The sequence below is a fragment of the Nonomuraea rhodomycinica genome (assembly GCF_013363995.1).
Taxonomy (GTDB): Bacteria; Actinomycetota; Actinomycetes; order Streptosporangiales; family Streptosporangiaceae; genus Nonomuraea; species Nonomuraea rhodomycinica.
This window is the reverse complement of sequence record NZ_JABWGO010000003.1, coordinates 599,206-622,069: the sequence shown is the minus strand read 5'-3', so window position 1 is coordinate 622,069 and position 22,864 is coordinate 599,206. Positions and strand designations below refer to the sequence as shown.

The 22,864-nt window shown below is 72.1% G+C and carries 18 protein-coding genes; 6 read left to right on the top strand and 12 right to left on the bottom strand.

Going from position 1 to position 22,864, the window contains the following annotated elements; translation table 11 throughout:
• Window positions 1-76: 76 nt before the first annotated feature.
• From HT134_RS18670 to HT134_RS18645, 6 genes are all read right to left on the bottom strand, one after another.
• Window positions 77-796: a carbonic anhydrase gene (locus HT134_RS18670; RefSeq protein WP_217707993.1), complete on the bottom strand. Its 720-nt coding sequence runs from the start codon at window positions 794-796 to the stop codon at window positions 77-79.
• A gap of 287 nt (window positions 797-1,083) precedes the next feature.
• Window positions 1,084-1,608: a S26 family signal peptidase gene (locus HT134_RS18665; RefSeq protein ID WP_217707992.1), complete on the bottom strand. Its 525-nt coding sequence runs from the start codon at window positions 1,606-1,608 to the stop codon at window positions 1,084-1,086.
• Window positions 1,605-3,434, bottom strand: a complete 1,830-nt coding sequence (locus HT134_RS18660) for an ABC transporter ATP-binding protein (RefSeq protein WP_175601633.1) — start codon at window positions 3,432-3,434, stop codon at window positions 1,605-1,607. Before HT134_RS18660 ends, HT134_RS18665 begins: the two co-directional genes overlap by 4 nt.
• A complete protein-coding gene (locus HT134_RS18655) occupies window positions 3,431-3,943 on the bottom strand; it encodes a thioredoxin domain-containing protein (protein WP_175601632.1) in 513 nt (170 codons plus the stop codon). Before HT134_RS18655 ends, HT134_RS18660 begins: the two co-directional genes overlap by 4 nt.
• Before the next feature lie 181 nt (window positions 3,944-4,124).
• Window positions 4,125-4,283 (bottom strand): hypothetical protein, encoded by a 159-nt coding sequence (locus tag HT134_RS18650; RefSeq protein ID WP_175601631.1) that lies wholly within the window; start codon window positions 4,281-4,283, stop codon window positions 4,125-4,127.
• 653 nt (window positions 4,284-4,936) lie between these two features.
• On the bottom strand, window positions 4,937-6,016 hold the full coding sequence (locus HT134_RS18645) for a serine hydrolase domain-containing protein (RefSeq protein ID WP_175601630.1): 1,080 nt from the start codon (window positions 6,014-6,016) through the stop codon (window positions 4,937-4,939).
• 628 nt (window positions 6,017-6,644) lie between these two features.
• Here HT134_RS18645 and HT134_RS18640 point away from each other — a divergent pair.
• Window positions 6,645-7,049, top strand: coding sequence for a serine/threonine protein kinase (locus HT134_RS18640; protein ID WP_175601629.1), 405 nt, complete (start codon window positions 6,645-6,647; stop codon window positions 7,047-7,049).
• Between the two features lie 352 nt (window positions 7,050-7,401).
• The gene (locus HT134_RS18635; RefSeq protein ID WP_175601628.1) at window positions 7,402-9,588 is read left to right on the top strand and encodes a M20/M25/M40 family metallo-hydrolase; all 2,187 of its coding nucleotides are present in this window, start codon (window positions 7,402-7,404) and stop codon (window positions 9,586-9,588) included.
• A gap of 328 nt (window positions 9,589-9,916) precedes the next feature.
• Here HT134_RS18635 and HT134_RS18630 read toward each other — a convergent pair whose 3' ends face one another.
• Entirely contained in the window at window positions 9,917-11,359 is a 1,443-nt protein-coding gene (locus tag HT134_RS18630) for a hypothetical protein (protein ID WP_175601627.1), read from the bottom strand.
• A gap of 920 nt (window positions 11,360-12,279) precedes the next feature.
• Here HT134_RS18630 and HT134_RS18625 point away from each other — a divergent pair.
• Window positions 12,280-13,626: an extracellular catalytic domain type 1 short-chain-length polyhydroxyalkanoate depolymerase gene (locus tag HT134_RS18625; protein ID WP_175601626.1), complete on the top strand. Its 1,347-nt coding sequence runs from the start codon at window positions 12,280-12,282 to the stop codon at window positions 13,624-13,626.
• 529 nt (window positions 13,627-14,155) lie between these two features.
• Here HT134_RS18625 and HT134_RS18620 read toward each other — a convergent pair.
• Window positions 14,156-14,851 (bottom strand): TetR/AcrR family transcriptional regulator, encoded by a 696-nt coding sequence (locus HT134_RS18620; protein WP_175601625.1) that lies wholly within the window; start codon window positions 14,849-14,851, stop codon window positions 14,156-14,158.
• 118 nt (window positions 14,852-14,969) lie between these two features.
• Here HT134_RS18620 and HT134_RS18615 point away from each other — a divergent pair, with 118 nt between their 5' ends.
• Window positions 14,970-16,226: an FAD-dependent monooxygenase gene (locus HT134_RS18615; protein WP_175601624.1), complete on the top strand. Its 1,257-nt coding sequence runs from the start codon at window positions 14,970-14,972 to the stop codon at window positions 16,224-16,226.
• 190 nt (window positions 16,227-16,416) lie between these two features.
• Here HT134_RS18615 and HT134_RS18610 read toward each other — a convergent pair whose 3' ends face one another.
• Genes HT134_RS18610 through HT134_RS18595 form a run of 4 tightly spaced genes read right to left on the bottom strand, consistent with a single transcriptional unit; the run spans window position 16,417 to window position 21,223 of the window.
• The gene (locus HT134_RS18610; protein ID WP_175601623.1) at window positions 16,417-17,592 is read right to left on the bottom strand and encodes a DegT/DnrJ/EryC1/StrS family aminotransferase; all 1,176 of its coding nucleotides are present in this window, start codon (window positions 17,590-17,592) and stop codon (window positions 16,417-16,419) included.
• A complete protein-coding gene (locus HT134_RS18605; RefSeq protein WP_312888215.1) occupies window positions 17,589-18,479 on the bottom strand; it encodes an amidohydrolase family protein in 891 nt (296 codons plus the stop codon). Before HT134_RS18605 ends, HT134_RS18610 begins: the two co-directional genes overlap by 4 nt.
• Window positions 18,476-19,174: an amidohydrolase family protein gene (locus HT134_RS18600; RefSeq protein WP_175601622.1), complete on the bottom strand. Its 699-nt coding sequence runs from the start codon at window positions 19,172-19,174 to the stop codon at window positions 18,476-18,478. The genes HT134_RS18605 and HT134_RS18600 overlap by 4 nt, the downstream gene beginning before the upstream one ends.
• Before the next feature lie 9 nt (window positions 19,175-19,183).
• Complete coding sequence (locus tag HT134_RS18595; RefSeq protein ID WP_175601621.1) at window positions 19,184-21,223, bottom strand: outer membrane protein assembly factor BamB family protein; 2,040 nt, start codon at window positions 21,221-21,223, stop codon at window positions 19,184-19,186.
• A gap of 86 nt (window positions 21,224-21,309) precedes the next feature.
• On the opposite strand from HT134_RS18595, the gene HT134_RS18590 reads away from it, so the two are divergent.
• Both HT134_RS18590 and HT134_RS18585 read left to right on the top strand, forming a co-directional pair.
• Entirely contained in the window at window positions 21,310-22,101 is a 792-nt protein-coding gene (locus HT134_RS18590) for an amidohydrolase family protein (protein ID WP_246364516.1), read from the top strand.
• Window positions 22,098-22,826, top strand: coding sequence for an amidohydrolase family protein (locus HT134_RS18585; RefSeq protein WP_175601619.1), 729 nt, complete (start codon window positions 22,098-22,100; stop codon window positions 22,824-22,826). The genes HT134_RS18590 and HT134_RS18585 overlap by 4 nt, the downstream gene beginning before the upstream one ends.
• Window positions 22,827-22,864 lie beyond the last annotated feature (38 nt).

Sequence of the window (22,864 nt, the reverse complement as noted above, 5' to 3'; positions counted from 1 at the left end):
CCCCTGCCGGCCCCGGTCGCCACGGCGACCGGGGCACCGGCCGGAGAACCCGCCGCGCCGGGTGCCGCCCGCGATGTCAGACGAGGCGGGTGACCTCGCCGGTGTCGATGGAGTAGTAGGCGCCGATGACCTTCAGCTTGCCCTTGGCGATGCGGGGAGCGAAGAGCTTGTCCTTCTTGAGCTGGTTCACGACGTCGACGGTGTTGATGCGGATCATCTTGTCGACGTCGCCGCCCGAACGCTTGTAGGCCGACCGCAGCGATGAGGCGATCTGGCTCAGCTCGCCGGGCAGCCTCTTGTGCTCGTGCAGGGACTCCGCGGCGGCCGTGACGGCCCCGCAGCGCTGGTGACCGAGCACGACGACGAGCGGGGTGCCGAGCTCCGCCGGACCGTACTCGGCGGCGCCGGTCACCAGCGGGTCGATGGTCTGCCCGGCCGTCCGCACCACGAACAGGTCGCCCAGTCCGGTGTCGAAGACTAACTCGGGGGCGACCCGCGAGTCGATGCACGAGAACACGACCGCGAACGGGTCCTGCTTCTGCGCCACCTCCTTGCGTCGGGCGGCGTCCTGGTGCGGGTGGGTGGTGGTGCCGTCCACCCAGCGGCGGTTGCCCTCGCGCAGGGCCGCCCACGCCTGGTCCGGAGTGGACGGCCGCTGGTCCGGAGCGGGGTCGTCCGCCTGCTGCGCGGTGCCGGCGAAGACAGCGGTGCCCAGGGAGGTCACACCGGCCAGGAGGCCCCCGGCCACGATGCCGGTACGCAGCAGCGCCCGGCGGTTGATCATGTGATTTGGCATGAAACAGGAGTATGCGCCGACCCTGGGGCGCCGCGCCAGCATATGTAACAGTGATCACAGCCGGCTGCGCCACGAGGTCCGTGGGGGCAGCGGGTGGAGTCGGTGACGTGTGCACAGGTGTTCAACGTGGTCCGCACGTCGGCATGCCCAAGCCGCGCCGAGCGTCTGCCTCTTCCCCGACGTCGCGGTCCGGCAACGATCGGTCCGTGCTGACCGCCGTCAGATGACCGCCGAGAAGTACGGCATGCCCGGCGACGACGCGGCCGACGCCATGCCGGCGCCGGGCCTCAGCTGAGCGGCGGCAGACGGCGCACCATGGAACCGACCAGCTGGTCGCTCCTGACGAAGCCGAAGGCCCGGGAATCCCAGCTGGCGGCGGCATTGTCACCCAGGACGACAAAGGCGTCAGGCGGCACGACGACGTCCGGGACGTCGCGCAGCGCGGGGAAACCCTCCTTCGGCACAGGGTCCCCGGGCACCGCGGCCGCCCGCTTGACGAGCAACCGCCAACCGGGACGATCCCGCTTCGGCATCCCCTCATCGAAGCCTGGTCCGAGGCCCAGGCCGAGGCCCGGAGGGAGGCCCGGTGGCGGCTCGTACACCACGGGAGGGTCAGCGACCCGGACGACCACGACCTGACCGACGCGCACCCACCTGGCCCGGCGTACGAGAAGTCTGTCCCCGGAGCGGAAAGAGGGCTCCATGCTCGGCCCTTCGACGGTCGCGACCAGGTAGCTCCGGCGGGTCCACCACAGCGCGCACCCCAGCCCCAGCGCGCCGCACGCCAGGAGCAGCAGCGTGCCCCGCTTCACCGCGTCTCCTGGTATCCCGCGGCTTGGCGGCGGAACAGGCGGGCGTAGTGACCGTCCGCCTCGATCAGCGCCTCGTGAGATCCCTGCTCGGCGATCCGGCCGTCGTGCAGCACCGCGATATGGTCGGCGTCCCGCACGGCACTGAGCCGGTGTGAGATGAGGAGGCTCGTCCGCCCGGCCCGACGCTCCCTGATGCGGGCATGAACTTCGTGCTCCGCCTCCGGGTCCAGGCCGGAACTGGGCTCGTCGAGGATCATCAGGTCTCTGCCGTCGCGGACAAGGGCCCTGGCCAGCGCGAGGCGCTGCCACTGTCCGCCGGACAGCACCACCCCCGTCTCCGCGTCGCCCTTGTCGGCCTCGGAGAAGAAGATGCGCGTGAGCAAGGTGTCGTAGCCGCGTGGAAGCTCGGACAGTGTCTCGTGCACGCCAGCGCGCAGGGCCGCCTCCCTGATGCGTACGACGTCATCCAGAGCGGGCAGGTCCCCTAGCCCGATGTTCTCGGCGGCGGTCATGTCGTAGTTCATGTGGTCCTGGAACACGGCGCTGATCCGGTCACGCAGCGCGGCGGGAGGAAGGTCCCGCAGATCGACGCCGTCCCACAGGATGCGGCCACGCGTCGGATCGTACATGCGGCACAGCAGCCTGATGAGGGTGCTCTTGCCCGCGCCGTTCAGCCCGACAAGGGCGACCGAACGGCCGCATGGGATGGACAGATCAATCCCGCGTAACACCCACGGATGGTCGTCGCTGTAGCGGAACCACACGTCCTGCAGCTCGATGCCCTGGCGCAAAGCATGAGCCGTCCCCGTAGCGACGCTCGGCATGTCCGGCTCGGCCCTGGTCACCGCGACGTAGTGAGAGAAGATGAGCAGCCGCTGGTGGGCGGAGGCGGCCGAGGAGATGAGGGTGTTCAGCGCGGCCTGCACGCCGCCGACGGCAGCGATGAACATGGCGACGTCCCCGACGCCGAGCGCGCCACGACGAGCGGCCGTGATCGCCCACCACAGTCCGGCGCCGGCGACCACTGCGCTCAGCACGGAAAGACCGCCTTGAGCGGCTAGTTCATGGCGATCCATCCGCGATTCCGCGGCGTTCGCCTCGCGCCGCTCGGCCATCATCCGGGCGCGCAGGAAGGCACCGATGCCGAACAGCCGGATCTCCGTGGCCGCCTGGACGTCGGTGAGCAGACGGCCGTAGAAGAACTCGCGCCGATGAATCGGCTCCGTATCGAACTGCAGGGTGGCCCGTCCTCTCGACAGCAGCAGCTCGGCGACGAGCACCGGGACGGCGGCCAGCACCACGAGCGCCGTCATGGCAGGGCTGAGGACGAGCAGCGACCCCACGAATCCCGCGAGGGACAGGACGCCGTGCATGCCTGCACAGATGTTGCTGACGAGATCGCCGGTCGTTCCGGCTCCCTGCTGAGCGAGGCGGATACGGTCGAGAAAGACCGGGTCTTCGAAACGCCGCAGACCGACCTGCCGTTCGACCTCCGCGAAGAGCTTGTCGATCGCCTCCGCCCCAGCCCGGCGGCTGGTCCGTGCACGGAGGTAGCGGCCGATCCCCGGCAGAGCCGCGACGGCCAGGCCCGCCGCCGCCAGCCCCAGCGCGAGCCCGGCGACCGCACCGTCCGGGCTGGTCAGCCGGTCGAGGACGGACTTGGTCAGCCACGCAGTGGCGACAGGAGCCGCTGCCTCGGCGACGGCCATCGCCACTTGTCCGATGACTTCTCCGGGCGCTGACCGCCAGGTCACCGACAGGGCCGCGCCGGCGGCAGAGGCCAACTCGTGGGCCCCGGCCCGCCGAAGCCCCTCGTGGGCGCTCATGCCGACGATGCGATGGGAAGGTCCTCGACGCGGCCACCTGCGGCGACGACGCGCCGATCCGGGCCCAGAAGGTAGAGCGCCGGGGTCCAGGTGTTCTGGAACGCGCCGGCCACCGGGCCGTCGTAGTCCTCCACGATCACACGCGCCACTGGTTGGAGGGCGTGGACCGCCTCGGGGTCGTCTCCTGCGATCACCGCCAGCACGTTGTCCCGCCCCAGCGCGCGGGCGCGCTCGACGAAGCGGGGCAGGAGTGTGTGGCAGGGTGCGCATCCCGCGGAGAAGAACCCGACAAGGCCGGAGATTGCGTCGTGGGACACCGCCTCCCCGCCGAGGGTCACCGCGGCGAATGCGCCGACGGGCGAGCCCGGACGCAACGCGATGGGGGGACCACTCGCAGGAGCGGCGCTCTCGCTGGTCTGCCTCGTCCGGCGAATGAGAGCGACAGTGAGCAGCAGGTTGACCACGGACAACAGTCCGATGATCACGACTGCGGCAGCCAAGAAGGGCATCAGGTGGTCCTATCGGAGAGATCGACGATGTCGTCGGAGGAGACCATCAGAGTCGTTCCGATCGCGCCTGCGTCCGGCGCCCTGGCCGGTCCGGCGAGCGTCAGGGAGCCATCCGGCCACCTCCGCCGGTCGGCGGGCGGTGGTCGCCCACCGCCCGCCGAACGCTGGTCCGACTACCCCATCAGCACATGCCGACCCTGGTGATCTGGCAACCCTGGTCCAGGCAGCACATGCGCTGGTACATGATGGCGCCGGAGCAGTAGTAGGTGTAGCTGCAGCCCGCCTCGACGGTCGCCTTACGCGCGACCCGTGCCAGCAGACGATCAACGAAACCCATCACGATGCCCCTTCTTCGACATACGACCGTGTCGTCCTGACCTATGCCGAAGTGATGCTACAGCATTCCAGAGCACATGCTCTATTATTTTGACGCTCCGCGTCCGCCACGCGACCGGCGGCGTCCCGTTTCCGCGCCTTTCGGCCAGGTGGATGAAACATGGACCTGCGCCGCCGCAGCAGAGGCAGCCCCGGCGCGCACAGTCCCGGGCCGCGGACGACACCGCCGTCGGGGCGCAGCCGTCCCTTCTCGTCGACCACCGGAACGCGGAGCCACTCGCAGTCAGGACGAAACCGGTCGCACGCACGATCGTGCGGATCTCGCCGCTACGCAGGTCGAGCTGCAGGCGCGCCGACCCGGGCCCCCTGGTCGGCGCGAAGCGTTCGGGCGGGCCGGTCCCGAGATCGGGCGAACGGGCCCAGGCACCGAACGTGTCCAGCAGGCGCTCCAGCCTGAGAACCGCGAGCGAGAACACCGCCCGGCAGCCGATCTCGCCATGGCTCGTCGTCACGCGGTAGCCGTCCTGCGCCAAGTCGTCCGCACCGCGGCAGGGCGCCAGCCCCCGCGCCCAGCCGCTTGCGTACGGCGGCGCGCAGGATGGAAGCACGCCAAGTGGGGCCGGCCCCGCTTCCAGACCGGCCACGCTGGAATGCGAATCAGCGTGAGGGGCGGCAGAGCGCGGTGTCGAGGGCGGCGAAGAGGTGTTTGTCGTTCTTGGGGGTGCCGGTGACGTAGACGGTGGCGGCCCTTCCCGCGCTGGTGCGTCCGCTGAGCACGCGGGTGCCGGGCAGGCCGCCGTCGTGCATCCAGGCGGCGCCGCAGCTCAGGGGGTAGGTGTACAGGCCGAGGCCGTAGCGGCTGCCTTGGGGGTCGGTGGCGGGCACGGGGTCGGCGAGCATCGTGCGCAGTGTCGATGCGGGGATCGTCTGCCAGAAGCGGTTGAGGTCCTCGGGGGTGGAGATGAGGCCGCCGCCGGCGCCGAACGCGTAGCCGGGCAGTTGGGTGGTGTCCGTCTGTCCGGACTGCGGGGAGGCGGGGTTGATGCCGTAGGTGTGGGCGTGCCGGCCCCGGATGCCCAGCTCGCCGTTCTTCGGCCAGTACGTGCCGGGCAGGCCCTTCAGCACGCCTTCCTGGGTGATGCGGCGGAAGTCCTTGCCGGTGACCTTCTCGATGAGCATGCCGGCGACCAGGTAGTTGGTGTTGGAGTAGAACCACCGCTCGCCGGGCTTGGCGACGGGCTTGCGGGTCATGGCGAGCTCGAGTTGCTCGGCCGGGATCGCGGGCTTGGTCCAGTCGACCAGGTCGAAGTACTCAGGCAGGCCGCTGGTGTGATTGAGCAGTTGCCGGGCGGTAACCGGGGCGCCGTGCAGCGCGCCGGGCAGGTAGTGCTCGACTTGCTCGTCGAGGTCGAGCTTGCCGTCGTCGGCCAGGCGCATCACCGCCGCCGCGATCACCGGCTTGGTGACACTCGCCGCGCGGAACCGGCCGTCCCCGCCGACCATGGGCTTGCGGGTGCCACGCACGGCGGTACCGGAGGTCCACGTCGTCGTGCGGCCGTCACGCTCACGCACGGACAGCACCGCGCCGGTCATGCCGTCCTGTCCGGTCAGCCGGTCCACCTGCTGCTGCACGGCCTTGCCGCCGGGGGCGGTCTCGGTGGCCAGGGCGGGCGAGGCCGCGCCCAGAAGGACGGCGGCGGCGGTTCCAGCGGCTGCGGCGGCAAGAAGCATACGCATTGTGAAAATCTCCTTATATCTGAGGTGCTGCCGTTATTCTTGAATCTCCTGATTCGAAGATCAGTGATGCCGTCAGGCTTGTTCATGGTGGGGCTGGCACTACCAAGCCGTTCCTCCGTCTCGGGATATTCGGAAAAGCGCATCACGAAATCTCGCCGGCATGCCGCCGGCGGCGCCGGCACAAATCGATCGAGTGCGATCCAGTCGGCGAGCCCCACTATCCGGAGCTTGTCGAGGTCCCTGGAGAATCAGGGAGAACATCGTCGGTCGCCTGGGGGCGACTGCCACCATCGAGCCGAACGAGCTAGGGCGACTCGACTCGCACGCGCCAGTCCAGCACCCCAGGCGTTCCCCCTTGATCCGGACGGCGAGACGTAGCAATAATAGAGCACATGCTCCGAAATGGAACACGCCGGAACCTGAGAGCCGCCGCCGGCGGACGCGGCTTGCCGCTCTGGAGACACCCGTTCTCCCGACCCCGGACCTGGTCAGCCCCTTGCCGGAGGGGACAGTTCGTCCTTACGAGGGGACGGCGCGCTCGCCCCGTCGGCGCGCCCCCACAGCGCCCGCGACGAGTCGGCGCAGCGAGGTCATGAAACACACGGAACACTCCAGGAGAGACAGTCACATGATCAACCGCAGCAGGACCGTCGCCGCTCTGGCCGCGGTAACCGTCTCCGCAGGGCTGCTGGCAGCCGCCGCACCTGCGAACGCGGCCGCCAACTATTGCGGCGCCAGTTATCGCCTCCTCAAGACATACAAGGTGGAGGACGCCGGGTATCTGCACGTCTACTACAGTTCGAGCACCGGCAAGAACTGCGCGGTCACCGTCGGCGCCGGCGAGCACTATGGCAAACGGGACGGAAAAAGCGTGTGGATCCGCCGAACCGGCGGCACCTGGATCAAGGACACGGGCAGATACCAGTACTACGCGGGCCCGGTCTACGTGAAGGCCAGCGGGCACTGCATCGACGTCGAGGGCAGGATCGAGGGCTGGAACTGGGGCGGCGCGGCGAGCGTCTTCTGCGACTGATCCCTGCAGTGGCCCCCGCGGTGACGGCGGACGGCGTCCGCGCACGCCCGAGCGTCGCCGCCGGGCGTCCCGGGCAGGCCCGTATCGTTCGGACCAGTGGCCCAAGAAAGCGGAGCTGAGCGGGCGCGGAGAAGCGCCGCCGCACTCGGCCGCGTTCAGACGACAGGAGATCGCCGACGTGGCGATCGGGCTCCTAGCCGCGGAAGGCATGCGTGGGGTCACATCACCCGCCACGTCTGCCAAGGACGGCAGATCGCCGGGTGAGCTGATGCTGCCGTAGTCCTTTTGGTGTATCGAGCATCGTCCTCCAGGGCCGGGACGCCCGATGAATCCGTTCCTAAGGTGACCTTTCATGATCCGATTCGCCAGCTTCCTCGTGCTGGCCGCATTACTCGCCGCGACCATGCTCGATCTGGCATCGCCGCGCCCTCGCGCGGAGTCCCCTGGTTTCCGCGCGACCAGGGCGTTCAAGGACATCCAGGCCATCGCTCGGGCGCCGCATCCGACGGGCTCGGCCGAGAACGAACGCGTGCGAGACCACCTCGTGTCCCAGCTCCGTGGCCTCGGCCTCCGGACCGAGGTCCAGGAAGGGGTGGGCGTGTTGCCCATCGCCCACGACGGCACCACTCCCGTCGGCCGGGTGCGTAATGTCGTGGCCACCCGGCCGGGCACCGCGTCCACCGGCCGCATCATCCTGGCGGCCCACTACGACTCGGCGCCCGGCGCGCCGGGCGCCGCCGACGACGGCGCCGGGGTCGCCACCCTTCTGGAGGTGGCCCGGACGCTCCCCTCCGGCCTCAGGAACGATGTCGTCTTCCTCTTCACCGACGGCGAAGAGGCGGGTCTGCTCGGCGCCGAGGCATTCGCCAGGCGCAACCGGTTCGAGGGCCCGGTCGTGGTGCTCAACCACGAGGCCCGCGGCACCGCCGGCACAGTGCAGATGTTCCGCTCGTCCGGCGCGCTCAGCGGCGTGTACGGCTCCGCGGCACCGCACCCCGCCGCCGACTCCGCCTTCAGTTCCCTGATGAGCCTGCTCCCGAACGACACCGACTTCCACGTCTTCCGCGAGGCCGGCTGGATGGGTCTCGACTCGGCCTTCATCGGAAGCGGTGTCCACTACCACTCGCCCCTGGACGATCCCGCCCACCTGGACCAAGGAAGCCTCCAGCAGATGGGCGACAACGCGCTGGCGCTCACCCAAGCACTGGCGGGACGGGATCTCGTGGCGCTGCATGCGAAGGAGGAATCGGTCTTCTTCACCGTGCCCGGCGGCTTCATCAGATATCCGGCATCGCTGGAACTGCCCGTGGCGGTGGTCGGGATGGTGCTTGCCCTGGTGCTGGTCCATGTGCTGCGGCGCCGCGGCCTGCTCACCTGGCCCAGAGTGACGGGAGCGGCGGGGCTCTGCCTGGCCGCGGTCGTGCTGGCGGCGCTGGCGGGGTATGGCCTGTGGCCACTCCTGGGGGCGCTCAGGCCGGAGTACACGATGCTGTTCACCGGCGAGCCCTATCGGCCGCTGCCCTACCGGGCTGCCCTGCTGGCGCTGACGACCGGGATCGTCCTGGTGTGGGCCGCCCTGTTCAGCCGAGTGACCTCCCGTAGGACCACCGGCGAACGGCAGGTGGCAGGGCTCGCGGCCGGCGCGGTCCTCCTCGTGGCCTTGCTCGGCGTGCTGTCCGCCTTGGCCCTGCCCGGAGGTTCTCACAGCTTCGCCTGGCCGGCCCTGTTCGCCGCCGCGGGTTGGCTGGTGGCACTGTTGCTGCCCGAAGCGCCCGGCGGACTGTCCTGGGGCTCGGGCGCGGCGCTCACCGTGGGCCTGGCTCCCGCCGCGATCATTCTGGGGGGCGCCGCCCTGTCCTCTCTCGACATCGGCCTGAGCATCGGCGGGCCGATCGCGGCCACCTACTTCGCGCTCCTGCTGCTCCTCATGCTTGTCCTCCAGGTCAAGGCGCCGCGCCGTCGTACCACATGGGTCCTGCCCGCGGTGGCGATCGTGCTGGTAGGGGTAGGGCTGGTCGTGGACCGCTTCGACGCCGCGCACCCGCGTCAGGAACGCCTCGCCTACTCCCTCGACACGGACACGGGAGAAGCGGTCTGGGGAAGGCCGGGCGACTCCGAGCTGAGCGTCCGCTTCTTCGGTGAAGCCGGCTTCGCCACCAGCAAGGCTCCCGTCGCCCCGCTACGGGCGCCCGCGCTGACCGTGCTGAAGGACACCACGGCGAACGGCAAGCGGAGCCTGACGCTCCGTCTGACCCCGTCGGGCGGCGCCCCCGCCGTGGGGCTCAGCCTGCCGGGCAAGGCAGTGATCACGGTGGCGGGCAGAGACCTCGGGGAGAAGCGCGGCTTCACCTTCCACGCGCCGCCCGCCGAGGGGGTGGAGGTCACCCTGCTGCTGGCTGCCGGGGAAGTCAGGATCCGCGCCTTCCAGCGAGATTACGACCCCTCCGTGGTGCCCGGTTACCGGACTCCGGCCAGTGCCGTCCTCATGCGGCCCGTCACCACCGCCTTCGTCACCAAGGTCGTCGATCCCGCCCGGTAGCTTCTGCTCCGGATGATTCTCACCGCACCGATCGCCACTTCGGCCAGGACGCAGCCGTACTGAGGTCACGGCCGACCTGTGGTGCTGGGTCGGACCAGGGCGCCCTGTCGTGATTGCTCATGGTGGGCTTCCTCGGCCCGCGCGCCGCGTGAAGTGACCACTGGTGAGGGCGTCCTCGGCCGGGTCCTTCCGTCGGTCTGTTACCTCGCGCTCCGATCGGTGGGGTTGCCCGGCGGGACGAGAGCGCGCGGAATCACTCGTGCAAGCCATCGGCAGGAAAAGCGGGCGTTGTTCGGTCAGCTTCTCCCTTCGGCGACTCTGGTCCTCCTCACCGGCGTCGCAGGATGACGTCCTGGCCATAATCGGTGTCGGCTCCATAGGCCCCCACCGCCCACAAATCCGACGTGCCGGGAACGGTCGTCACTGCGAGGTGGCTCAAGCGGGAAGCGTAGGCGTACTCGCGGGTCCAGTTCCGGCCGTCGAAATGCAGAGCGATCATCGCGTCGCCTCGGTCGGAACCGACCGCCCACACCTCGTCGGGGCCTGACGCGGTGACGCTTGTCAGCGAGCCGCCGCCGGGCACCCCCACCCGCTGCCAGGAGGACCCGTCCCCATGCATCACGAGCGGCTCCGGCTGCCCGGACTCCTGAGACTCGGGAAGGCACTCGAACTCTCCCTGCTTGCCCCCGACGCCCCCGACAGCCCACACGTCGGCCGGCGAAGTCGCCCACACCTGATTCAGGTAGCCTCCCACCACATCAGGAAGCAGCATCCGGGTGTACTTTCCGCCACGGACCGCGTGCCAGACCGCGGGCCTGATGTTCGAGCAGTCGTCGCGTAGTTCATTGCCGACCACCCATACCTGGCCATGCCGGGCTGTCACCGCGGCGAAGTCGCCCTGGACGGCTGCCAACCGCTTCTCGAACCTGTGGCCGGCCCATTCGTAGGCGAAGGAACCCTCGCCGGCTTCGTCGCCACCGATCAACACCACCCTGTCACCGTCGACCGACACGTCGGTGAACACAGAGCTGTCCGGGAGCTTCGACGGGCGCGGGTACGACCAGCGCTGTCCGTCCCCATGGATGACCTCATGGTCTCCCACGATCCATAAGTCACCGGTCGCCCCCACGTCGAACCCGCTCAGGAGAATCTCGCGATCGCGATTGAGAGCGCTCCTCCGCCACCTCGCACCGTCCCACCGCTCGACGACCACGATCCCGCCGCGATCTTCAGCGCCGCCCTCCGATCCCGCCGCCCATACCTGCCGGGGCCCCTTGGCCACCACGTCGACCAGTTCCGCGGTCGCCATCAGCCTCGGGCCCTGGATCACTTTCCAGCGCTCGGAACGGGCCACCGTGGCCGCGGTCGATCGGATCGTCGTCGCCGAGGGCGCGACGGCCGGGGGACTCGTCCGGACGTCCTCTTTTCCTGAGCATCCGCCCATGATCAGACATACAGCAACAGACGTCACAACCCGCGCGAGCTTCGATGAAATGGAGTACGGCAAGGCTGGCTTCAGCTTTCTGTCTCGTCCTGGCGCGTCAAGTCGCGGAGATACCTGCGACGAGGTCGGCCGGGAGGGTGCCGGACGGCAAGTGCGGTTCATTATTAGAGCACGGGCTCCGAAATAGGTGAGCATCGCTGCCGCCACGTTGCGGTCGCGATGCTCGGCTGTGCCACCTCGCCGTCGGGAAGCCATCGGCCACGCCGTGCCGTCGGCGATGGCAGGCTCGCCGAAGGCGACCGCGCCCAGCTCGCCTTGATCTGCCATCTCAGACACATTCCGGCGGAGGCAAGGATCCCAGGACGTGTCGCAGCACCACTGGTCGCTGCTGTCGCCCAAGTGCCCGATCGTCAAGAGACGAGAAACGCCGACGGCGCGTCGTGCCGGTCGCCCGACATGGTGAGCGGCCCCCATACACCTGCGGTGGCGGAGCGTGCGCTCCAGCAGGTCTCTCCCTGAAGGGGCGATCGAAGAGTTGGATGTCAGAGACTGGCTGATGGCGGTTCTCAGGGCCGCTCCAGAAGGGCGCCGACGATCACGCAGCTCAGGATGGAGTAGCGACGCCTCCTGTCTGCTGGCAGCAACTGGAGCGCGACCCATGCCGGGAACAGCCTCCGTCGCAGCCGGCAAGCGCTGCTTGTCATCGGTCCAGTACCAGCCCCTCCCCTCTGGTGTTGACACGCGCGGGAGGCGGCGCCGGCGCGCGGCCCGTCTCCGGCTCGCGTCACGAAGTGCGGCCCCGCCGTCCACCACCGACGCCGGCGGGGAAGCCGTCTCGGAGCCTCAGTGTGGGAACGGCTCCCGAAACGTGTCAAGCCCACAGACAGAAACTTTCGGCGACCATCGTCGTTCAGGCATCCCCTACCTGTGCCGAGCGGCCTCTTGAATTCCGAAAGTTTCGTCCAGGACCGACGCAGCGGTGGCGTCCAGCGCGCACGCGTGAAACTTTCATCGTCGCCCACCCGGGGCGGGCGTGACGACGCGCAGCCAGGACGGCGGACGACCCGCCCGCCCGGTGCGCCGGCCCCGTACAGGCGCTTGACGGCTCCGGCGGGGGTCGTATTTGCTCCCGGGCACACCACCACCGCCCCGCACGCCTCACCGAAGGACGGAGTCGGCAGCATGGTTGTCAACGCTCACAGCACCCTTCGCGGCGGTGCCCGCCGACCCCCTGGGAGGGCTTGAGCATGCGTACACGCACGAGCCGGTTGGCGGCCGTCCTGGTGTCCCTGGCGTCGCTGATCGTCGCGGGCCTGTTCCTCGCGGGCCCGCCCGCCGGCGCCGCGTCGCTGACCCGGGTGACCAACTTCGGCACCAACCCGACCAACCTCAACATGTACCTCTACGTCCCCGACACCGTCGCGGCACGCCCCGCCCTGCTCGTCATGGTCCACTACTGCACCGGCTCGGCCGCGGGGGTCTTCAACGGCGTCGGCCATGACTACGTCACCGCCGCCGACCGGTACGGGTACGTCATCGTGGTCCCGGAGGCGACCCGCGACGGACACTGCTTCGACGTGTCCACGCCCGCCGCGCTGCGGCGCGACGGCGGCGGCGACTCGACCGGCATCATGGCGATGGTCGCCTACGCCCGGCAGCGCTACAACGTGGACCCCGCCCGGATCGTGGTCAGCGGTTTCTCCTCGGGCGCGATGATGACCAACGTCCTGGCCGCCGAGTACCCGGACGTGTTCGCCGCGGGCGCGGCGTTCTCGGGCGTGCCGGCCGGATGCTTCGCCACCACCGACGGGTCCCTGTGGAACAGCCGGTGCTCCGGCGGCAATCTCATCAAGACCGCGCAGCAGTGGGGCGACCAGGCGCGGGCGATGTACCCCGGCTACACCGGCCGCTACCCGCGGATGCAGCTCTTCCACGGCACCGTGGACACCACGCTGGCCTACCCGAACTTCGGCGAAGAGATCAAGCAGTGGACGAACCTCAACGGGGTGAGCCAGACCCCGGTCTCCACCGACCAGCCGCGCGCGGGCTGGACGCGCACCCGGTACGGGACCCCCGGGACCCGGGCCACCGTCGAGGGCGTCAGCATCGCGGGGTACGGCCACTCCCTGCCGACGGACGGCATCGTGGCCTACGCCGTCGCCTTCCTCGGCCTCGACGGCGGCGGCGGCTCGACCCCGACGCCCACTCCGACACCCACACCGACCCCGACCCCGACCCCAACGCCGACGCCGACCCCGCCGCCCGGGGGCGGGCAGGGCGCCTGCCGCGTCAGCGCCGCCGTCAACGCCTGGGGCACCGGCCTGACCGAGAACCTCACCATCACCAACACCGGCTCCTCGGCCGTGAACGGCTGGTCGCTCGCGTTCACGCTCCCGGGCGGGCAGACGATCACCTCCGGGTGGAACGCCACGTTCACGCCGGCCGGCGGCCGGGTCACGGCGGCCAACCTCTCCTACAACGGCTCGATACCGCCGGGCGGCTCGACCCAGATCGGCTTCCAGGCCACCCACACCGGCAACGCCGCGGCGGCCACCGGGTTCACCCTCAACGGCACCACCTGCGCCACTCCCTGACGAGGCCGCGGCATCCGTCAGGGCCGCGTTCACCGTCCACCCGCTGCCCGCGTCGCCACGTGACGCCGGCGGCGGGGCCGGGCGTGCCACGACAGCCCGCTGCGCCGCCTCCCCCAGCTCGGCTCGCCGCCTCGCACGGCGTGCCTCGCACAGGGCACCTCACCGACCGCGGCGGATCACGGCCGCGCCGGCCCCGGTGCCCGGCGGGGCCACGATCGGGAACGCCGGCTCAACCCGGGCCGGCGAGGGCCATGGTGGGGAACGCGGGCTCGGCGCGGGCCCGCAAGGGTCATGTGGTCGCCCGTACGGTGACCAGCCGATGGCCGTGCCGCCACCGTGGCGACGCGAAGACCGTCGACCTGCCCCCGTCCTCGCCCGTCCCGCCCCGTCCTCGCCCGTCCCGCCCCGTCCTCGCCCGTCCCGCCCCGTCCTCGCCCGTCCCGCCCCGTCCTCGCCCGTCCCGCCCCGTCCTCGCCCGTCCCGCCCCGTCCTCGCCCGTCGCGCCCCGTCCTCGCCCGTCCCGCGCCGGCTATTCGGCGGTGACGCCCGAGTCGGCGAGGTCGGCGTCGATCACCTTCGTGAGCAGCGCCGCGGTCGCGTCGGCGACCTCCCGTACCACGGCGTCGTCCGGGGCCGCGTCGTTCTCGAAGGCCCGCCGCACCGTGCGCGCGAGCAGGTCGGCCCGCCGCTCCCACTCCTCGTCGGAGGCGCGCTCGTCGTCGGAGGCGCGCAGGAAGCCCTCGAACGTGGCCTGGTAGGCGAAGCCGGCCTCCTCCGCTCCCAGGTCGTCGCTGAGCAGGCCGTGGCCGACGAGCAGGTCGAAATAGCCGTGGGCCATCGCGGCGTGCCGCTCGTCGAGGGTGGCGGTCAGCTTGCCGATCAGCTCGGGGTCGGCCAGCACGAACCCGCGCAGCAGGGGCCGCCGCGCGATGGCCAGGAAGTAGACGCGCGCGAAGCGGTGGAGCAGGCAGGTGCGCGGGTCGTCCAGCAGGGCCTGCCGCAGTTCGTCCATGGCGAGGCAGACCTCGCGGGTGAAGACCGCGCCGAAGAGCTGCTCGCGGGTCTTCCAGTGCAGGTAGACGGTGCCCTTGCCGATCTCGGCCCCGGCCGCCACGTCGTCGATGGTCACGCGCCGGTAGCCGTGGCGCAGCAGCAGGCCGGCGGCAGCGTCGAGGATGCGGGTGGCGCGTTCGGCCCGGTCGCGGGGGTCACGGAGTCGTTCCACGCGGTTCACCGTATGACCGGACGCCACATTCGGTCAATCTTCAGAGCGACAGTTGACCAGATTTCAAAATTGGTCATACATTGATGGTGACGCTGTCGAGCGATCCCAGGAGGACGCCATGAAGCACGTTCTGATCTCCGGTGCCGGCATCGCCGGAACCACGTTGGCCTACTGGCTGGCGTGCCACGGCTTCCGGGTGACGGTCGTGGAGCGGGCCGCCGGCCTGCGCTCCAGCGGCAGCCCGGTGGACGTGCGCGGCCCGGCGGTGGAGGTGGCCGAGCGCATGGGCGTGATGGAACGGCTGCGCGCGGCGGCGACCACCGCGACGGGCATGACGTTCGTCGACGGCTCCGGCCGCCGCGTGGGCGGGGTGAACACCCGCGCCCTCCAGCGCGCCGGCCGCAGCCGGGAGGTGGAGGTGACGCGCACCGACCTGGCCGCGATCCTGTACGAGGCGGGCCGGGACTCGGCGGAGTACCTGTTCGGCGACTCCATGACGACGCTCCGCCAGGACGGGCACGGCGTGGAGGTCGCCTTCGGCGAGGCCGCGCCGCGCCGGTTCGACCTGGTGATCGGCGCCGACGGGCTGCACTCGGCGACCCGCCGCCTCGCCTTCGGCCCCGAGAGCCGGTTCGTGCGCCACACGGGCCTGTACGTGGCCACGGTGCCGCTGGACGGCCCGGCCGACGACGACCGCCACGTGGTGATCCACAACACTCCCGGCCGGATGGTCGCGGTCCACCCGGTGCGCGGCCGGGCGCTGGCCGCGTTCATCTTCCGCTCACCCGAGTTGACCGGCTTCGACCACCGTGACCTGGAGCAGCACCGGCGCATCCTGGCCGGGGCGTACGCGGGGGCGGGCTGGCGCGTGCCCGAGCTGCTGGAGCAGGCCATGGCCTCCGACGACCTGTGGCTGGACGCGGTCAGCCAGGTGCGGATCGACCGGTGGCACGACGGGCGCGTGGCGCTGCTGGGCGACGCGGCCTCGTCGGTGTCGCTGTTCGGCGACGGCTCCACGCTGGCCATGGCGGGCGCGTACACGCTGGCGACCGAGCTCGCCTCCGCACTGGCCGCCGAGCCGGCCGCTGCGCCGACAGCTGGGCCCGCCACTGGGCCGGGCTACGGGGCGGCCGCCGAGCTCGCCTCTGGGCCCGCCGCCGCACTGGAGGGCGCCCACGTCCGTGCCTTCGCCCGTTACGAGGCCGCGCACCGCGAGCTGGTCGGCCCGCGGCAGGACAACGTGGCGCGGGCGGCCGCGCTCATGGTCCCCGCCTCGGGCGGAGGCATCGCCGTCCGTAACCTCGCCTCCCGGCTGTGGCCCGCCGTCGCGGCCGCCGGCTGGGTGCGCGGCAGGCTCTCGTCCACCGCGGCCTGACGCGCAGGTCTGGCGGGCGCACCCTGCCAGAGGACCTCCGAAGAATCACGGTCATGGCCGTCATCCTCACCGTGGCGTCGGCCGGCGCTCGGTCTCCCGTCTCTCCGGTCAGGGCCGAAACCGCAACGAGTACTGTGGCGCCGCCCACAGGCTGCGGTGTCCACAACTTCGGCAAGGTAGCGGCGGGGTCTCAGGCGGCGAGGACCTTGGCGAGTGCCTCGGCGACGTCCGCCGCCCGGGCGGGCTCGTCCATGAGCATCGACTGGCGCACCCACACCACGCTCCGCGCGGCCGCCTCCGCGGCCGGGCACGGCTCGGCGCGCGCCCCCGCCCGGGTCAGGGCGTCCATCGTGCCCAGCGGCGGGTAGCCGGCGTCGAGCGGCACCCCTTCGGCCGCCATGGCCGCGAGCAGGAAGTCGCGGTCCACGGGGGCGTTCACCCGCAGCATGAGCAGGTGGCGGGAGTCGCGGGTGGTGCCGGGCGCGCGCGGCACCACGGTCACCGGGCGGGTCCCGGCCGCCTCCGGGAGGCGGCCCAGCTCGCGTTCGAGGGCGGCGCAGAAGGCCTCGCGGCGGGCGATCTCGTCGTCGAGCCGGTCCAGCCACGGCAGCAGCAGGGCGGCCTGCAGATCGGTGAGCCGCAGGTTCCAGCCGACGTTCGGGTGGCCGTACCACTGGCCGCCGAGCCTGCGGCCGAGGTTGCACACCGACCAGATCGCCTCGTACGCCGGCTCGTCGCGGCAGACGATCATCCCGCCCTCGCCGGCGGTCATCGCCTTGCTCGCCTGGAAGCTGTAGACGCCCGCGTGGCCGAGGCCGCCGACGGGCCGGCCGCGGTACTCGGCGCCGTGGGCCTGGGCGGCGTCCTCGACGACGGCCAGCGCGTGCCGCTCGGCCAGGGCGTTCAGCGGGTCCATGTCGGCCGGGCCGCCCGCCAGGTGGACCGGCATGACGGCGGCGGTCCGCCCGGTCAGCGCGGCGCGTACGGCGTCGGGTGACAGGCGCAGGTCGGCCGGGTCCACGTCGGCGATCACCGGTACGGCGCCGGCGAGCAGCACGGCGGTGGCCGAGGCGACGAAGGTGTAGGCGGGCACGATCACCTCGTCGCCCGGCCCCACCCCGAGGCCGCGCAGCGCGGCGAACAGGCCGAGCGTGGCGTTGCCGACGGCCACCGCGTACGGCGCCGCGGATCTGGCGGCGAAGGCGGCGGCCAGGTCGTCGGTCACGCCGCCGCCCTGGGTGGCGCCCCACCGGCCGCTCTCCAGGACCTTGCCGGCCAGCTCGCGCTGGGCGTCGTCGAGGGGAGGCGGCCAGGACGGCCACGGGGTGGCGCGGACGGGCGTGCCGCCGTGCAGGGCGAGCGTCACGGGAGATCCCTTCGGGGGTGAGGAGAGCGGTCAGGCGCGGGGGCCGCCAGACGGGGGGCGAGAAGACGCGGGCCGAGGAGGCGGGCCAGGTTGCCGCCCCGGATCAGCGCCCGCTCCGGCTCGGCGAGCGGGGCCAGGGCGACCCGGCCGTACCCGGTCCGCAGGTCGAGGAAGCAGGCGTCGGAGCCGAACAGCACCCGCTCGGCGCCGATCGCCGCGGCCAGCCGGGCGATCCAGCGCCCGGTGATCCTGGAGCCGCACACCTCGAGATGCAGGTTCGGGTGGCCGTCCGCCAGGCGGGCCGCCCGGTCGAACCCGTACGGCCAGAGCCCGGCGTGCCCCATGAGGAGCGGGACGTCCGGATGGCGGGCGGCGACGGCGGCGAACAGCGCGGGGTCGCTCCACGGCGAGCCGGTCTGGCCGTGGGCGAGCACCGGCAGGCCGAGCCGCCAGACGGGCTCGTAGCGGGGGTCGTCGAGCGGGCACTGGTGGACGTCGGGATGCAGCTTGACGCCCCACACCCCGTCGGTGACCAGCGGGGTCCGGTGGTGCGGGTTGTGGACCTGCCAGACGCCGAACCTGCCGGGGAAGCGGGCGGCGGTCTCCATGGCGAGCCGGTTGCCGCGCTCGGCGTCGGGGCCGACGGCCAGCAGATGGCTGATGCCCATCGCCGTGACGCCGACGCGGTCCATGGTGGCCACGAGGCCCTCGGCGGTCGGGTCGGGGATGAGGAAGTCGGGCCAGGTCCCGACGTGCCCGTGCGCGTCCAGCACCGGGCTTTCGAGAAGGGGACGGGTCGCGGCGGCCCGCTCTTCCGGCCGACGCGCCGCGGCCCCCTCGCCCGGCCCACGGGTGGCCGCCCGGTTCTGCGGCCGGTCTCCGGTCACAGCAGCCTCCCCAGCGAGCCCGCGGCGATCAGCTCGACGTCCGCCGGCTCCAGGTCGAGATGGTCGAGCAGGAAGCGCGGCCCGCAGTCGTCGGCCACCGGCGCCCCCGTGCCGAACACGAGCCGCCCGGCCCCGAACCGCTCGGCCAGCCACTCGACGCCGCGCTGGGTGTTGACCGTGCCGATCTCCACCCACACGCCCGGCGCCCCGGCCATCAGCTCGGCCAGGGCGCGCAGCCGCCGGTAGCCGGGGTTGAGCAGCAGGACGCGCAGGCCGGGCAGCCGTTCGGTGAGGGTGCGGAGCTGGGCGGGCGAGGTCTCGTCCAGGTCGACGGCGACGGGCAGGTCCAGCTCGGCCAGCCAGCGCAGCGCGACCGGCCCGGTGAGGTCGAAGCGGTGCCGCTCCGGGCAGAGCCGGATCATCGGCGCGCCCCAGTCCAGGACCTCGGCCGGGGCGGAGGGAGCCGACGCCCCCGGCACGCCCGGCACCACGACGGGCACCGGGACGAGCCGGGGGTCGTCCAGCCGCAGGAGGGCGTCGTTGCCCTCCCTCGGGTCGGAGTAGAGGCTGAGCGTGTGGGTCACGCACGCCCGGTCGATGCCCAGGCGGTCCATCTCGGGCCGCGGGTCGGCGGGCAGGTCGTCGAACGGCACCGGGCCGATCAGGCGGTGGGCGTCGAAGACGAATTTCGGCACAGACCGAAACTAACCACCCGCCGGAGGGATGGTCAAGGGCGGGCAGGACGGGTCCAGCCGGATCCTGGCCAGCTCGCGGCCCACGAGCGCCCAGGCGTACCAGGAGCCCGGCTCGAAGTGCAGCTGCGGGTTGGTGTACCACTCGTCGCCGAGGCCGGTGGCCAGCAGCTTCGCCTCGGCGCCCAGCTCGTAGGCGTTGCCGCCGCCGCGGAAGACGGAGGCGAAGACGCGGCCCCGGTGCACGGTCAGCTCGCCGTAGCCGGCGATCGTCCCCTGACGCACCACCTGGCGCGTGGCCAGGTCGAGGGCGATCCAGGTGCCCGACTCCCGCTTGTAGACGCCGTACAGCAGCCCGTCGTGCACCTTGACGTCCTGGAACGTGCGGTGCCCGGGCACCGGGTCCACCGTCCACAGGACCTTGCGCTCGCGCAGGTCGAAGGCCGCGACCGAGGCCGTCGTCCGGGTGGGCGGGGTGCCGCCGCCGCCGAGCACGTCGCCGCCGAGGTAGACCACGCCGCGGCGCGAGTCGAGCGACAGGCTCATGAGGCTCTGGTCGGGGATGACGTCCACGTACGAGTCCACCGCGCCGGTGTCGGGGTCGACCACGGTCAGCGCGCCCTTGAGGTTCGCGCCGAGGGGGGCGCTGGCCACGAGGAGCTTGTCGGTCACGGGGTCGTACTCGATGTCCCACGGCCGCTGCTGGCCGTGGCCGAGGAAGGCCACGCTCTTCACCTCGTCGGTGCGCAGGTCGACGGAGATCATCTGGCCGCTGGGGTAGACGGCCGCGTAGATCTTGTCGCCGCGCCGCACCAGGTCCTTGGGCTCGCCCGGCACCCGGAAGCGGCGCTTGTCGCCGGTGCGCAGGTCGCGCACCTCCATCACGAAGTGGCCGCCGACGTAGAGGGCGCGGTTGGGCACGAGCAGCATGCTCTGCACCCGTTCGGTGCCCGGCGGCAGCCCCGCCTCCAGCAGGTCGACGAACTGCGACGCGCCCGAGCGCAGGTCCAGCCACCACAGGCCGCCGCTGCCCGCGAAGCCGAGCAGCGTGTCGGCGTCGAGCCGGTGGATGCGCCGGCTCTCGTCGCCGGGCGCGGGCGCGTCGGCGACCCTGGTGAAGGCCGTGTCGCCGGCCCGGTAGCGGTAGACGGTGCCGTCGGGGCGGGAGGTGAGGTAGACGGTGCCGTCCTCCATCGCGGCGGGGGCGTCGATGGAGCCCTGCTCCAGCGTCACCCGCCGCAGGTCGGAGCCGTCCTTGCGGACGTCGATCAGCTCGCCGCCGGCGGCGGCGAGGACGCGGTCGCCGTGCAGGGTGACGGCGCCCACGCCGGTGGGGGCGCTCGCCAGCTCCGCGACCTTGCCGGTCGCCCGGTCGATGCGCACGAGCTTCGCCTTGTCGAGCAGGCCCGCGTAGACGTAGGCGTCGTCGGCGGCGACCGCGCGCACGTACCGCTCGCCCTGCGCGAGCACGCCGAAGTCGCGGACCGCGCCGGTGGCCGGCACGTACTCGAAGACCCGGCCGCCCGGGTAGGTGCCCGCGTAGAGGGTGCCGTCGGGGGCCGCGGCCAGGCTCCACACGAAACCGCCGTTGCGGCCGAACGAGCGCAGGTGCTTCACCTCGCCGGTGGCGATGTCGAAGCTGTAGAGGTCGGGGACGGGATAGGTGCCGACGTACACCTTGCCGCCGGTCACGGCGGTGGCCCAGCCGCCCTCGGGCGCGCCCTCGGCCGGGCCGTCGGGGAGGGTGGCCGTCCGGATCACCTTGCGGGTGCTCAGGTCCACCTCGGCGAGGACGGGCGGCTTGGGGCCGCGGGTGACGACGTAGGCGCGGCCGTCGTGCACGGCGGCGCCGACGATCGCGCCGGTGACCGTGGCGGGGCCGTACGTGCGCACGGCGGGGTCAGCGCACGCCGCGCCGGAGGCCGTCGCCCGGGCCGGCGCCGAAGCGGTCGCGGGGGTGGCCGCGGCCGAGGCGGGGGCGGCCGTGGCCGCCGGGACGGTGAGGAGGGCTGGTAAGAGGCCGGCCACGGCGGCCAGGAGACGTCGGAGCATGCCGAGCACCTCGCGTTCATTGTTGTTAGATTTAGGTCCAGACCGTAACTTTATGGGCGCAGTACGTCAATGGCATGATGGCGCGCATGACGATTAGGGATGGGTCCGGTATCGCCGCCGGCGGGACGGCGTTCGACGCGTGGAGGCTGGTCGGCGACCTGGAGGTGACGCTCGACGTCGACGTGCTGGTGGGAGCGTACCCGGACCGCGACGGCCCGCCCGGCACGCCCGCCGAGGTGCTCGCGACGCTGGCCCGGCACCGGATCCGGGAGGGGGCGGTGGCCGCCCTGCGGGCGGCCCTGTTCGACGTGCGGTCCGGCAACGACGAGGCCCTCGCCCTGCGCGGAGCGGAGCGGGACGGGACGTCGTTCGCGCCGGTGGGGACGGTGGACCTGCGCGACCCGATCGGCGCGGCGCGCGAGCTGGAGCGCCTGGCGGCCGACGGGGTCCGCGCGGTCCGGCTCTTCCCGGACGAGCAGGGCGTGGAGGCCGGCTTCCCGTCCGTGGGGCACGTGGCGCGCCGCGCGACCGCGCTGGGCCTGACCGTGCTCTCGGGGGGCGACGTGCGCAGGTTCTGGCGGCCGTTCGCCGGGATCGGCGCCCGGGTGGTCTTCCTGGACACGCACTTCTACCACCTGGGCGACTTCCTGGTGGCCGCCGCCGACGAGCCCGGCTTCCACACCTCGACCCGGCTGCTCAACTCCCCCGACGCGCTGGAGATCGCCGCCGCGGAGGTGGGGGCGGACCGCCTGCTGTACGGCTCGCGCACCCCGTACGCCGAACCCCTCGTCCCCCTGCTGCGCCTGGCGACCGGCGGGCTGTCGCCCGACGAGGTCGCCGCGGTGGCCGGCGGCAACGCCCGGAGGCTCCTGTCATGATCATCGACGTGCACGCCCACTGGGGGCCGTGGTTCTTCACCATGGACGTGGCCGGGGCGAGCCTGGCCACCATGGACCGCTACGGCATCGACCGGGCCGTGGTCTCGCACACCGAGGCGGTCATCTACGACGCCCCGGCCGGCAACCGCGCCCTCGCCCGGGTGCTGGAGGAGCACGAGCGCCTGCTCGGCTACGTCACGGTCAACCCGCGCCGCCTGGACGAGGCCGCCCGCGACCTCGACGCCTACCTGCCCACGGGCCGGTTCGTCGGCGTGAAGATCCACACCGACTACACGGGCTCGCCCGTCACCTCGCCGCGGCTGCGCGACGCCCTGGCGCTCGTCGCCGAGGCCGGCTGCCCGGCGCTCGTGCACACCTGGGGCACCTCGGTGCTCGACCTGGCCCAGGTCTGCCTGGACACGCCGGGCCTGCGGGTGATCGCCGGGCACATGGGCGCCGACGGGTTCCGGCACGCCATCGAGGCGGCCGCCGCCTGCGACCGGCTCTACCTCGAACCCTGCTGGTCGCACGCCCCGGCGGGCCGCATCGCCGAGGTGGCGGCGGCGGTGGACGGGCGGCGGCTGCTGTTCGGCACGGACGCCACGCTGATCGACCCGTCGTCGGCCTTCGGCGCGGTGGCCGCGGCCGGCCTCGCCCCGGACCTGGCCGAGCGGGTCGCCTGGCGCAACGCGGCCGAACTGTTCGCACTGGACATTACGGACTAGCCCGTTATAGCGTGCGGCAAACTTCATCAGGGAGCCGC

Coding starts and splice junctions, on each gene's coding strand:
- HT134_RS18670 (WP_217707993.1), bottom strand. CDS start 796: ATGCCAAATCACATGATCAACCGCCGGGCGCTGCTGCGTACCGGCATC.
- HT134_RS18660 (WP_175601633.1), bottom strand. CDS start 3,434: ATGAGCGCCCACGAGGGGCTTCGGCGGGCCGGGGCCCACGAGTTGGCC.
- HT134_RS18655 (WP_175601632.1), bottom strand. CDS start 3,943: ATGCCCTTCTTGGCTGCCGCAGTCGTGATCATCGGACTGTTGTCCGTG.
- HT134_RS18645 (WP_175601630.1), bottom strand. CDS start 6,016: ATGCGTATGCTTCTTGCCGCCGCAGCCGCTGGAACCGCCGCCGCCGTC.
- HT134_RS18640 (WP_175601629.1), top strand. CDS start 6,645: ATGATCAACCGCAGCAGGACCGTCGCCGCTCTGGCCGCGGTAACCGTC.
- HT134_RS18635 (WP_175601628.1), top strand. CDS start 7,402: ATGATCCGATTCGCCAGCTTCCTCGTGCTGGCCGCATTACTCGCCGCG.
- HT134_RS18630 (WP_175601627.1), bottom strand. CDS start 11,359: ATGGCAGATCAAGGCGAGCTGGGCGCGGTCGCCTTCGGCGAGCCTGCC.
- HT134_RS18625 (WP_175601626.1), top strand. CDS start 12,280: ATGCGTACACGCACGAGCCGGTTGGCGGCCGTCCTGGTGTCCCTGGCG.
- HT134_RS18615 (WP_175601624.1), top strand. CDS start 14,970: ATGAAGCACGTTCTGATCTCCGGTGCCGGCATCGCCGGAACCACGTTG.
- HT134_RS18595 (WP_175601621.1), bottom strand. CDS start 21,223: ATGCTCCGACGTCTCCTGGCCGCCGTGGCCGGCCTCTTACCAGCCCTC.
- HT134_RS18590 (WP_246364516.1), top strand. CDS start 21,310: ATGACGATTAGGGATGGGTCCGGTATCGCCGCCGGCGGGACGGCGTTC.
- HT134_RS18585 (WP_175601619.1), top strand. CDS start 22,098: ATGATCATCGACGTGCACGCCCACTGGGGGCCGTGGTTCTTCACCATG.